The sequence below is a fragment of the Sphingomonas montana genome, assembly GCF_001956315.1.
GTDB lineage: Bacteria > Pseudomonadota > Alphaproteobacteria > Sphingomonadales > Sphingomonadaceae > Sphingomonas_R > Sphingomonas_R montana.
This window is the reverse complement of sequence record NZ_MOLY01000042.1, coordinates 141550-153697: the sequence shown is the minus strand read 5'-3', so window position 1 is coordinate 153697 and position 12148 is coordinate 141550. Positions and strand designations below refer to the sequence as shown.

Genomic DNA, 12148 nt, shown 5'->3' with positions numbered 1-12148 from the left:
GTGGCAGGGCTCCGGTCGACGAAGGGCAACGTCATGGTCTGCCTGACCACCGCACCCGACCATTTCCCCGATTGCCAGGACGATCCCGCCGCCCGCAAGGCAACCGTCCGCGCCACGACGGCCGCCACAATGCGGTTCGACTGGCTGCCCTCGGCCGACTATGCCGTGGCGCTGGTCCATGACGAGAATGGCAACGGCAAGCTCGACACGTTCGTCGGCATGCCGCGCGAAGGGTTCGGCTTCTCGCGCAACCCCGCCATCCGCTTCGGCCCGCCCCGCTTCGCCTCGGCCCGCTTCGCGGTCGGTGGCGGCGTGGTCGCCGAACAGGTGAAGGTCAAATATCTGCTTTGAAGACCGCTTCCGATCCATTCGCCAGTCCTGCTTCGCTGTACTCGACAGTTCTGGAACGGACGCTCGAACATCGATTCCTAGCCGATCTTTCCGCCTTCCTCTGGTGCCGGGGCGTGTACGACTTTGCGGTGTCGAAAAGCGAAGTCGATCAATATGGTTACGACCTGATCGTGGAGGTCGGATCCGTCATCCGCCAAATTCAACTTAAATCGAAGGCGCGGGCAAGTGCCACGGCACGCACCAGCGCCAATCTTCGCCTCTTGGCCAAGCCTTCCGGTTGCATCGTGTGGATGGTCTATGATCCGTCGAATTTGCTCTTCGATCATTCCTTATGGTTCGGTAGTGAACCTGGGGCACCGATGCCTCCCCTCGGCGACAAGGCCACGCGTCACACCAAGGGTGACTCGACGGGCGTAAAGAAGGAACGGCCCGGTCACCGGGTCTTGCCGATCGGCCTGTTCGCCAAGGTCGATTCGATACCGCTGCTGGCGCACCGGCTGTTCGGTACACTGTCCGATTGACAGAAAACGGTAAGGTTCTAAGCTTTCCAAATTCCCCGGGGGACCGCACGTCAGCGGTTGAGAGGTGGCTGTCCGGCCACGACCCGCTGAACCTGATCCGGCTGACACCGGCGTAGGGAGGGAGCGGATTACCATTCCGCGCCCCTTCTCCGTCCAGCCAAACGGAGAATGCCCATGGCCGATATCAACGCCCGCACCGAAACCGACGGCCCCCGCGGCTCCGGCATGACGGTCACCACCGGCCCGATCCGCGGCAGCCGCAAGATCCATGTCGGCCCGCTCAAGGTCGCGATGCGCGAGATCATGCTCGACCCGTCCTGCGCCGAACCGCCGCTGCGCGTCTACGACCCGTCCGGCCCCTATACCGATGCCGCCGCAACGATCGACATCCAGGCTGGCCTGCCCGAAATCCGCAGCGACTGGATCCGCGCACGCGGCGACGTGGAAGAGGTCGATCAGCGCGAGGTCCGACCGGAAGATAATGGCCTCAAGGGCCCGGACCGCTCCGGCGGCGTCGAACCCTTCCCCAACGTCCGCCGCCGCGTGCTGCGCGCAAAGCCCGGCGCGAACGTCAGCCAGATGCACTATGCCCGCCGCGGCATCATCACGCCCGAGATGGAATATGTCGCCATCCGCGAAAATGTCGGCCGCGCCGAACTGCGCGAGAAGGCCGCGCGCGACGGGCAGGATTTCGGCGCGTCGATCCCCGACTATGTCACGCCCGAATTCGTGCGGGACGAGGTCGCCCGCGGTCGCGCGATCATCCCGAACAACATCAACCACCCCGAATCCGAACCGATGGCGATCGGCCGCAACTTCCTGGTCAAGATCAACGCCAACATCGGCAACAGTGCGGTGGCATCCGACGTCGCGGCGGAGGTCGACAAGCTCGTCTGGTCGATCCGCTGGGGCGCGGACACCGTCATGGACCTCAGCACCGGTCGCAACATCCACGACACGCGTGAATGGATCATGCGCAACTCGCCCGTCCCGATCGGCACCGTGCCCATCTACCAGGCACTCGAAAAGGTGAACGGCATCGCCGAGGACCTGACGTGGGAGATCTTCCGCGACACGCTGATCGAACAGGCCGAACAGGGCGTCGACTATTTCACGATCCACGCCGGCGTCCGGCTCGCCTATATCCCGATGACCGCCAAGCGCGTCACCGGCATCGTGTCGCGCGGCGGCTCGATCATGGCGAAATGGTGCCTCAGCCACCATAAGGAGAGCTTCCTCTACGAACGGTTCGAGGAAATCTGCGAGATCATGAAGGCCTATGACGTCGCCTTCTCGCTCGGCGACGGCCTGCGCCCCGGTTCAATCGCCGACGCCAACGACGAAGCGCAGTTCAGCGAACTCGCGACCCTCGGCGAGCTGACCCAGATCGCGTGGAAGCACGACATCCAGGTCATGATCGAGGGCCCCGGCCACGTGCCGATGCACAAGATCAAGCTGAACATGGAAAAGCAGCTCGAGGCGTGCGGCGAAGCGCCGTTCTACACGCTCGGGCCTTTGACCACCGATATCGCGCCCGGTTACGATCACATCACAAGCGGCATCGGTGCCGCGATGATCGGCTGGTTCGGCTGCGCGATGCTCTGCTACGTCACGCCGAAGGAGCATCTGGGCCTGCCCGACCGTGACGACGTCAAGGTCGGCGTGGTGACCTACAAGCTGGCCGCCCACGCGGCGGACCTTGCCAAGGGCCACCCCGCCGCCCAGCTTCGCGACGACGCGCTCAGCCGCGCCCGCTTCGAATTCCGCTGGCGCGACCAGTTCAATCTGTCGCTCGATCCCGATACGGCGGAGTCGTATCACGATCAGACATTGCCCGCCGAAGGCGCCAAGACCGCGCATTTCTGCTCGATGTGCGGCCCCAAATTCTGCTCGATGAAGATCACGCAGGAGGTTCGCGACTTCGCCGCCAAGCAGAATGCCCCGGCCGATACGTTTATCGCCGCCACATCGGAGGCGGATGCCGAACGCGGCATGGCCGAGATGAAGGACAAGTTCCGGCTCAGCGGCAGCGAACTTTATCTGCCGACGACGTAAAAAAACGGGGGGCGACCTGCCGGCCGCCCCCCGTCCCTTGGATCGGATCGTCCGAAGATCAGATCTCGTCAGTGCGACGGCCATAGCGCGAACGCTCTGCCTGCATCTCCTCGATCGTGTAGGCCGGTGCCGACTCGTCATAACCCGCCCAGCCGTTCGACGCGTAATCGCGGCCGCGGTCGGTCGCGTTCACGGCGCCGTACTTGTTCAGCACCACTTCGGCTTCATCGGCATGCGCATCGTTGACGCGTGCGCTGACCAGCGTTCCGCCACGGCGAACGCCCTCTGCATATACACCGGCGTCGTCGCGGCTGTGACCCGCATCGGTCAGCGCGCCGACGATCGTACCGGTCGCGGCACCGCCGATCGCACCCAGGCCGGCACCCGCCAGCGTGGTCGCGAGCCAGCCCGCGGCGACGACCGGCCCGATGCCTGGGATCGCGAGCAGGCCGACACCCGCCAGCAGGCCGCCGATCCCGCCGACCGCCGCCCCCGTCTTCACGCCACGATCCACGTCGCCGGCATGATCGACGCCTTCGCCGCGATCGTCGTCATAATCCGGATCATTGCCCAAGATGCTGATATCGTCATGCGAGACGCCCAACGCTTCCAGCTCGGTGACGGCCCGCTTCGCATCGGCATGATTGTCGAACAGTCGTGTGATGGTGGTGGTCATATGTCTCTCCTGTATGCGGGCCATTCAACGCGGTGTTTCGTAAACGGGTCCATGTGGACAGACGATCGGCCGGACTACAATATGTGCTCCATGCTTGACAGGATCGAGACACTGACGAACTTGGGCAGTGCAGTACTGCACCTGCGGCAAGGCCGGCGGCACATGCCACGGCTTCGATTGAATTTACGGCTAGTCGATATGGCCTGGATAGCCGTTGCCCGTATCGATCCCGCGACACCCGCGCTGGACCGACGGCCGCTGGCGGGCAACTTACGAGGGGCGGAACGGCGTCATAAGGGGTAACCATGCCCTGCATGAGTACTGGACAAGCATATTGGAACCCGCGTTGATCGATGGCGCCGTAGGAAACGACGATGATGGCCCGCTAGCGTCGCCGGCACCTTCCGCGCGGCGTTGGACGTTTCCGGGCCTGCGCCGCAAGGCGAGACCACCATCGTCCGTACCAGCCGGGGTCAGGCTCTATGCGATCGGCGACATTCACGGCCGGCGCGACTTGCTCGACACACTGCTGGACAAGATCCGCGCGGACGATGCGGCCCGCGCTCCGGCGCAGACGCATGTCGTTCTGCTCGGTGACCTCGTTGATCGTGGTCCGGAGTCCGCAGCCGTAGTGCAACGCGCGATGCAGGGCCTCGACTGGGCAACCATGACCACGCTGCGCGGCAATCACGAACAGATGTTGCTCGATGCGTTGAACAGGACTTACCCGATGCTCGACCTGTGGTTGTCCGCCGGTGGCGACGCCACGCTGGAAAGCTGGGGCGTTGATCCTGCAGTTGTTGCGCGGGCTTCTCCGGAGGATCTGCTGGCCGCGGCGGATGCAGCCATTCCGGCCGCTCACCGGAGCTGGATCGGTCAGCTGCCGATCAACATTGGTTTCGGTGATTATTACTTTGTCCACGCGGGCATCCGCCCGGGCGTAGCGATCGACCGCCAGACGGAACGCGATGCGCTATGGATCCGCAAGCCGTTCCTCACCAGCAACCGTGATCATGGCGTCGTCGTGGTTCATGGCCATACGATCTCACCTGCGGTGGAGGTTCATCACAACCGCATTGGCATCGATACCGGGGCATATCGTTCGGGCCGGCTCACGGCGCTGGGGCTGGAGGGCACCGAGCGGTGGTTACTGTCGACCCGAAGCGAAACACCGTGAGGCGCCACCGGGACCCCCTTGCCGGCCGCGTATGCGTCGTGCGGCACGATTGATCGGTTCGATAGCGACATCATGGACTCCGCCAAGCGACAGAGCAGCACCGCCTGCGTGCCGTCACGATGCAGCCGCTGTGTAAGCCTTTGTGGCTCACCGTGGGCAATGGCCGGGATCGAGGGGTTATCCAGCGCGGATCTGCCTGCTCTCGACAGGCCGCTCCCGGCGACTTGTCCGCAGTCTCGGACCGGGGCCGGACAGCTGGCATCGGCAAGGAGCAAATCCGGACGTACGCCGACGAAACACGCCGGAATGTATCCGGAGCATGATGCTTCCGCTTACCTTCCAATTTGAGAAGCGCTGCGGTCTGTGTGGGTGACGGTCGTTCGGATCGGCCAGCCTGGCGCGTTGTAAGGAACTGACGGGAACAGGAATGTCGTTAACGAGTCGTCGTGCGGTGCAGTAACCGACTTGCTGCACCCTCCGCCGGCAACGGCAGTCCGGCCGGCGGAGGTCAATCTCTGTTGCGAACTGTAACGGACCCGGCGTAGCATGGTGAAACCGTGGTTGAGTCGGTCTTCCACGCAGTCCTCGCCAGACCGCCCTTGCCGCGCAGGGCTGGCGGGGACGATCTGCTGGATGGCGATCCGCGCCGCGACCGTCGTAACGGACGTCCCGAATATCATCCGCCGGGCCAGCCGGACCGTCACCCACCCGCGTCGCGTTCTACGGGCCTGACCGGCTGCGCGGGCTGCATGTGCAAGATACTGCAGCAACATCGATTCGCCGAACTGGCGACAACTTTCTTGGCACAAGGTAGCCCTGCCGGACTCGCTTCATTGCAACAGACCGGTTCGGTAACGAAAACTTCGTAAATCGACGTCAACTAAGGCCAGCAGCCTGCACGGCATATTCCACAGCAAGACCCCCTTTCGCTGCAGGAGTTCTTCCGATTGCAACGGGGATCGCCTACCTCGTCCAAGCTCACAAATTGCAGGATAACATATGACCCAAGTCCGCACCGCAGTCTTCCCCGTCGCCGGCCTCGGCACGCGGTTCCTGCCCGCGACCAAGGCTGTGCCCAAGGAGATGCTGCCCGTCGTCGACAAGCCGCTGATCCAATATGCGGTGGACGAGGCGCTGGCCGCCGGGATCGAGACGATGGTGTTCGTGACCGGTCGCGGCAAGAATGCGATCGAGGACTATTTCGACATCGCCTTCGAGCTTGAGACCACGCTGCACGCGCGCGCCAAGCATGCGATCCTCAAAACGCTGGAAGGTACGCGGCTGGCCCCCGGCAACGTGGCGTTCGTGCGGCAGCAGGAGCCGCTTGGGCTCGGCCACGCGGTGTGGTGCGCGCGGCATTTCATCGAGAACCAGCCGTTCGCCGTGCTGCTGGCCGACGAACTGCTGTGGAACCCGGGCAATCCCTGCCTGAAGCAGATGGCGGAGACGCAGGACGCCAGGGGCGGCAACGTGATCGCCGTGCTGGAGGTGCCGCAGGCCCATACGAGCCGCTACGGCATCGTGTCGCCCGGCACGGTCGAGGGCGACGTGACGCAAGTGCTGGGACTGGTCGAAAAGCCGAAGCCCGAGGACGCGCCGTCGCGGCTGGCGGCGATCGGGCGCTACATCCTGCAGCCCGAGATCATGGACCTGCTCGGCGCGCAGGAAGCGGGGGCCGGCGGCGAGATCCAGCTGACCGACGCGATGGCGAAACTGATCGGCGTCCAGCCGTTCCACGCCCAGACCTTCGTCGGCCAGCGCCACGACTGCGGCGACAAGGCAGGCTTCATCCAGGCCAACATCGCGCTGGCGCTGGAGAATGCGGAGATTGGCGATGCCGTGCGGGAGTATCTTGCCACCGTGGCCTGATGCCTGTCGGCACTGCCCGATACCTAGCCTGACGTTCTGTTCCGGTTGCGCGGAACAGGGCATTCGCCCCGAATGCGGCGGGTAGCCGCCTGACGATGCCCAAAACCGGCGCACCTGCGCCGCTATGCCGTTCCCGGACGGCGATAGCCGGTGCATCGTCAGTCATGGGCCCGCCCCCTGATCCCGGTTCCGTCGCTGCTGTTGATGATCTGTTGCAGAACGGAATACGGAACAACGACGCCCGAATGCTCGTCCAGTTGTGACCCCAGGACCATATGCAATCCCACAGCGGCCTGTACGGCGCCGATCAGACCGGGATCGAGCGGCGCGACCAGATCACGCGACGACCAGCGGCGCAGGGCGACCCGATCGGTCTGGTCGAAGTCGCCGTCGATCGGGACCGGCGGCCCCTTGCATCCGCAAAGCGAACAATGGACCATGGTCGCACCGAACCCGTCGGTGCTCAGTTTCAAGCCGTCGGATGACGTACACCACGGACAGGGCGTGATCTCGGATCGTGCCGTCGTCGTCATAGAGCCTCCATCGCAATGCCGTGGACCACCTCCTATCCCAAGTTGGTCAAGAGATTGTTAACCCTGCCTGGCGACAATGTGGCACTGGATAGGATGATTGCCATGTCTGCTGTACAAGAACGCTCCCTGGCCGAAACAGTCGACCGTGCGCGCGCTATAGCGGGAAGAATGACCGAAGCCGCGCGCGGCCGCGACGAGAACGTCAACGCGGAAATGCCGATCGCACTGTTCGTCGACATTTCGGCTTTGCTCGAACGCCTGTCGAACGAGGTCGTTGACAGGAAGCCGGGCGAGAACCGGCACGAACGGGCGCTTCAGCGCATCGCCGACCTCGATATCCGATCCGCATCTCTCCTGCTCGAAATGAACGCATGGAAACGGATCGTCGCCGAACTGCAGGCGATCGCGCAGGATACGCTGGGACAGCCACGGCGCCCTGCCCGCTATACACCGCCGTCGGACGACGACGAAAGCGGCCCGGGTTTGCGCTACTAGCGCAGTCGCAGCCGCGCCCTAGCTGCGCCGTGCGAAAACGATATTGCCGGCCGCGTCCATGCAGGAGGCAGGGAGGATACGGGTCGCCTTGGTGCCGCCGAATGCGACGGGGCCGGCCGGGGGCGTCACCGCCGTGATGATGCATTTGCGCGTCACCCTCAGTCCGGTCCCCGGCTCCGCGATCAGGATCGGCGTGACGGCCCCGGTAAACCGTACGATCAGCGTATCCACGGTAAGATGCGCGTTGCCGATCGTCGTGGCCCTGTCGCCACCGTCCATCAGGTGGAGGCAGGATTTGCGGTTGTCGATGCACGTCATCGTCGTGCCGGTGAAATTGCCCGCGCCGCGCCACCACATGCGGTAACCATAGTCGTTCCGTTCCGACACGGTATGATCGTACAGGACCTGCCGGGCCTTGTCGTCGAAACCGCCATTCCCGTTGTCGGTGCTGGTCACCCCGCGATACGTCAGACCGACGCAGAATTCGGAACCCAGGCCGTCACCGTTCGGATAGACTTTGCCGGCTGGGTCGGGGGTGGTCCGGAACCCGGTGACGGTGACGTTCTCGACTAGGATGTTCTCGCCCCACTTGCACTGGATGCCCGTCGGGATCGTGCCGATGCGCGAGGGTGCGACCAGTGCAAAGCTGCTGTTCCGGATGCGGACATCCCGGGCGACCCCCAAAACCGGCCCCGCCTTGCGCGTGAGTTCGACACCGCGAAAGGATACACGGATGTCGCAATGGTTCACCTCCATGCCGGACGCATCGCCTCGCATGCCGTCCAGCCACTTATAGGCATAATCGACCCGGCATGGCTTGGCGGGCGTGCCGGTGATGCTTCGCCCGCTTCGCACGGCGGTTCCCGGGGCCGCCGACAGGGATGTCGTCGCCATGACTAAGCTGACGACTGTCAAACGCAGCAGGCTGTGCTTGCTCATAGGTTCTCCTGCGAAGACGGGGAAGGGATCGTCGCCGCGTGCGGCCATGCCTGTGCGCTATCGGAAACCACTACACGCTCCGACCGACCATGGGTCACCTCAGACGAATGCGACATAGTTCGTGGCACCCCTGAAATATTCGAGACGTTCCGAATAGGATCGGATCGGCAAGGTTCCGCCGCCCGGAACCATGCGTGCGATCTGATATCCATATCCCGTCAGATACTCCCAGATATCCCGGAAGAACGTCCGACTGTTCACGTTTACCGACCCGAACTCGAACGTCAGGGCACGGATGCGCTGCGCTTGCAACAAGCCGCTCGCGCCCTGCAACGCGAAGAGTTCATGGCCCTCGATATCCATTTTCGCCAGCGCGATCTCGCCTATGCCCGCCGTTTCCGCGAAACTGTCGAGCGTGACGGTGCGGACCACGACGTCATCATAATCGAGCTGGCGAATGCCGGCGTCGACGCGGCGATGCAGCGATCCCAGTCCGGAAAACACCCGGGGAAGGTGGAACAGCGCTTCCCCGTTCCGATCGCTGACCGCCAGCCGGTGATGCGTGGCCCTTTCCAGGCGGACCATGCGCTCGGCGATCGGATCGAAACAGTAAGGCGCGATTTCGAACAGATGATAGGTCGCCCCGCGCAGCCGTCGATCGATCGACGCCGACCATTCACCCTTGTTGGCGCCGATATCGAGGATGACCGGATCGGGTCCGTTCACGAACGTGGCGGCGGTTGCGACCTCGTTTTCGTGGTCCCAACCGGCCCCCGCCCCCTGGCCGCCCAGGAACAGGCACCCGACCGCAGCGTTGTCGATAAGTCGCGATGCGCCGATCCGGTGGAGGGACGGCGCGACATTGGCCACCACCCGGCGCAGACTTTTCTTGTTCATCCTACGCCCCCTACCGGTCAAGGCCGCCGCAGGAACACGATACCGGCCATTCGCATCAGGAAACCGAGTCCTCGTTTACCGAAGTCCGTTCGAATGTCGATCGGACGGGGTCACATGGCGCGAAACGGCTGACGGCCAGCCATCCGGCGTCAGACCCGGTAATATTCGCGATACCAGCGGGCGAAACGTTCCAGTCCCTCCGGCAACATGACTTTCGGCTCATATCCGCAGATCGCCTGCAGCTTCGACACGTCGGCGAAGGTGGCGGTCACGTCTCCGGGCTGCATCGGACGCATCACCTTCTCCGCGTTCCGGCCGATCGCGGCTTCCAGCGTGGAGATCATCTCCATCAGCCCAACCGGATGGGTGTTGCCGATGTTCAGGACGCGATGCTCCTTCGCCTCCGGCGGATGGTCGAGCGCACCGATGATCCCGTCGACGATGTCGTCGATATAGGTAAAGTCCCGTGCCATCCGGCCTTCGCCGAACACCTCGATCGGGGTGCCAGCGAAGATCTTCTGCGTGAACCCGAAATACGCCATGTCGGGCCGGCCCCATGGTCCGTAGACGGTGAAGAACCGCAGGCCGGTCTGGGGAAAACCGTACAGCCCGGCATAGGCCTCGCTCATCAGTTCGCACGAACGCTTGGTGGCAGCGTACAGCGAAACCGGGCTGGTCGCCGGTTCGTCCTCGCTGAACCCCGCCCCGCCCATTGGTCGATTACCGTAGACCGAACTGGACGAGGCATAGACCAGATGCTCGAAGCCGGGGGCGTTACGGCTCGCTTCGAGCAGCGACAGATGGCCGGCGAGGTTGGACTTTTCGTAGGCGAACGGATTGTCGATGCTGTACCGGACACCCGCCTGCGCCGCCAGATGAACGATGCGGACGACTCCCGCGTCGCGCACCAGCGTCGCCACTTCGGCCGCGTCCGATATGTCCATTTTGTGGAATTCGAATTCTGCACGGCCGTTGAAGGTCGACAGCCGCGCATCCTTCAATGCGGGATCATAATAGTCGTTGAGGTTGTCGATGCCGATGACCCGCTCGCCCCGTTCGAGCAGGCGGTGTGAAACCGCATGCCCGATGAAGCCGGCGGCCCCCGTGACCAGGACCGGATCGGTGCGCGTCATCGACCGATGCCGGTGTAGACGAGCCCGGCCGCCTCGACTTCCTTTGAGTCGTAGATATTGCGCAGGTCGACCAGCACGGGCGACTTGAGCATCGTTTTGACCCGCGACAGGTCGAGCGCGCGGAACTCGTCCCATTCCGTCACGATCGCCAGCGCGTCGGCACCCTCGATCGCCTCGAAGGAATTGTCGCAGAAGATAACCTTCGGCAACAACGGTTCGGCCTGCTCGCGTCCCTCGGGATCATATGCCTTCACGATCGCACCGGCATCCTGCAACGTCTGGATGACCGAGATTGCCGGTGAATCGCGCATGTCGTCGGTGTTCGGCTTGAACGTCAGGCCCAGGACCGCGACGGTCTTGTCGCGCACTTCGCCACCCATCGCGTGGATGATCTTGCGGCCCATCGCGCGCTTGCGCGTGTCGTTCACGGCCACCACCGCCTCGACGATACGCTGTGGCGCATCATAGTCCTGGCTGGTCTTGAGCAAAGCCAGCGTGTCCTTGGGGAAGCAGGATCCGCCATAGCCCGGGCCGGCGTGCAGGAACTTCTTGCCGATCCGGTTGTCCAGGCCGATGCCGCGGGACACATCCTGGACGTTCGCACCGACCTTCTCGCACAGATCGGCGATCTCGTTGATGAAGGTGATCTTGGTCGCAAGGAAGGCGTTGCCGGCATATTTGATGAGTTCCGCGGTCCGGCGACCGGTCACCAGGATCGGTGCGGCATTCAGATACAGCGGGCGATAGACCAGCCGCATGACGTCCGTCGCGCGCTCGTCCTCGGAACCGATGACGATCCGGTCAGGTCGCTTGAAATCGTCGATCGCCGCGCCTTCGCGCAGGAATTCGGGGTTGGAAACCACGCCGAACTCGGCCGAGGGATTGGCGGCGCGGATGATCCGTTCGACCTCGTCGCCGGTGCCCACCGGAACCGTCGATTTGGTGACGATCACGGTATAGCCTTCGATCAGCTCGCCGATCTCCTTGGCGGCGGCATAGACGTAGCTCAGATCCGCATGGCCGTCGCCGCGACGCGACGGCGTGCCGACCGCGATGAACACGGCATCGGCACCCTTCAGCCCGTCGGCCAGATCGGTGGTGAACCGAAGCCGGCCGTTGGCGACGTTGCGCGCCACCAGATCTTCGAGACCGGGTTCGTAGATCGGCATCTTGCCGTCCAGCAACCGACCGATCTTGCTCGCGTCCTTGTCGACGCACACGATGTCATGGCCGAAATCGGCGAAGCATGCGCCGGAGACGAGGCCAACATAGCCTGAACCGATCATGGTGATACGCACTGGGAATTCCTTCTTTAGCGTCGTCGCGACCGATTTTGACCGCCCCACGCAGCGACACTTCCTGCGCTACCTGCGACTGCCGCCCGGAAGCAAGTACAAAGCCGCGCCCATATCGGGACTTGCGCCGGGGCGGCGCCGAACTTCGCCAGTCCGGCGGGGCGGCGCGCCGGAAACGGCCCCGCGCTCGGAACGGATCGCGCCGGC

Annotated in this window: 12 protein-coding genes and 1 riboswitch; of the genes, 6 read left to right on the top strand and 6 right to left on the bottom strand. The window is 63.9% G+C overall.

Features of this window, described 5'->3' with window-relative positions; all coding sequences use genetic code 11:
* From BKY59_RS12925 to thiC, 3 genes are all read left to right on the top strand, one after another.
* Positions 1 to 351, top strand: coding sequence for a DUF2141 domain-containing protein (locus BKY59_RS12925; RefSeq protein WP_240500098.1), 351 nt, complete (start codon positions 1 to 3; stop codon positions 349 to 351).
* Complete coding sequence (locus BKY59_RS12920; protein ID WP_076072140.1) at positions 348 to 872, top strand: hypothetical protein; 525 nt, start codon at positions 348 to 350, stop codon at positions 870 to 872. The genes BKY59_RS12925 and BKY59_RS12920 overlap by 4 nt, the downstream gene beginning before the upstream one ends.
* Positions 873 to 898: 26 nt before the next feature.
* A riboswitch (TPP riboswitch) is annotated at positions 899 to 1008 on the top strand.
* A 38-nt stretch (positions 1009 to 1046) separates the two neighbouring features.
* Entirely contained in the window at positions 1047 to 2927 is a 1881-nt protein-coding gene (gene thiC, locus BKY59_RS12915; RefSeq protein ID WP_076072431.1) for a phosphomethylpyrimidine synthase ThiC, read from the top strand.
* A gap of 58 nt (positions 2928 to 2985) precedes the next feature.
* On the opposite strand, the gene BKY59_RS12910 is transcribed toward thiC, so the two are convergent.
* The gene (locus BKY59_RS12910) at positions 2986 to 3603 is read right to left on the bottom strand and encodes a hypothetical protein (protein WP_076072138.1); all 618 of its coding nucleotides are present in this window, start codon (positions 3601 to 3603) and stop codon (positions 2986 to 2988) included.
* Positions 3604 to 3949: 346 nt separating this feature from the next.
* Here BKY59_RS12910 and BKY59_RS12905 point away from each other — a divergent pair, with 346 nt between their 5' ends.
* Together BKY59_RS12905 and galU are read left to right on the top strand one after the other, a co-directional pair.
* The gene (locus BKY59_RS12905; protein WP_240500097.1) at positions 3950 to 4780 is read left to right on the top strand and encodes a metallophosphoesterase family protein; all 831 of its coding nucleotides are present in this window, start codon (positions 3950 to 3952) and stop codon (positions 4778 to 4780) included.
* A gap of 999 nt (positions 4781 to 5779) precedes the next feature.
* Positions 5780 to 6649 carry a UTP--glucose-1-phosphate uridylyltransferase GalU gene (gene galU, locus BKY59_RS12900; RefSeq protein WP_076072135.1) on the top strand — a complete coding sequence of 290 codons (870 nt, stop codon included), beginning with the start codon at positions 5780 to 5782 and terminating at the stop codon, positions 6647 to 6649.
* A gap of 158 nt (positions 6650 to 6807) precedes the next feature.
* Here the strand turns inward: galU and BKY59_RS12895 are convergent, their stop codons facing one another.
* Positions 6808 to 7182, bottom strand: coding sequence for a Lar family restriction alleviation protein (locus BKY59_RS12895; RefSeq protein WP_076072132.1), 375 nt, complete (start codon positions 7180 to 7182; stop codon positions 6808 to 6810).
* Between the two features lie 168 nt (positions 7183 to 7350).
* On the opposite strand from BKY59_RS12895, the gene BKY59_RS12890 reads away from it, so the two are divergent.
* Positions 7351 to 7677, top strand: a complete 327-nt coding sequence (locus BKY59_RS12890) for a hypothetical protein (RefSeq protein WP_076072130.1) — start codon at positions 7351 to 7353, stop codon at positions 7675 to 7677.
* A gap of 18 nt (positions 7678 to 7695) precedes the next feature.
* Here BKY59_RS12890 and BKY59_RS12885 read toward each other — a convergent pair whose 3' ends face one another.
* The 4 genes from BKY59_RS12885 to BKY59_RS12870 all read right to left on the bottom strand — a co-directional run bounded on the left by BKY59_RS12885 (position 7696) and on the right by BKY59_RS12870 (position 11944).
* Positions 7696 to 8571, bottom strand: coding sequence for a hypothetical protein (locus BKY59_RS12885; RefSeq protein ID WP_129586386.1), 876 nt, complete (start codon positions 8569 to 8571; stop codon positions 7696 to 7698).
* 144 nt (positions 8572 to 8715) lie between these two features.
* Positions 8716 to 9513, bottom strand: coding sequence for an FkbM family methyltransferase (locus tag BKY59_RS12880; RefSeq protein ID WP_083672127.1), 798 nt, complete (start codon positions 9511 to 9513; stop codon positions 8716 to 8718).
* Between the two features lie 149 nt (positions 9514 to 9662).
* Positions 9663 to 10646: an SDR family NAD(P)-dependent oxidoreductase gene (locus BKY59_RS12875; protein ID WP_076072125.1), complete on the bottom strand. Its 984-nt coding sequence runs from the start codon at positions 10644 to 10646 to the stop codon at positions 9663 to 9665.
* On the bottom strand, positions 10643 to 11944 hold the full coding sequence (locus BKY59_RS12870) for a UDP-glucose dehydrogenase family protein (RefSeq protein ID WP_076072122.1): 1302 nt from the start codon (positions 11942 to 11944) through the stop codon (positions 10643 to 10645). The genes BKY59_RS12875 and BKY59_RS12870 overlap by 4 nt, the downstream gene beginning before the upstream one ends.
* Positions 11945 to 12148 lie beyond the last annotated feature (204 nt).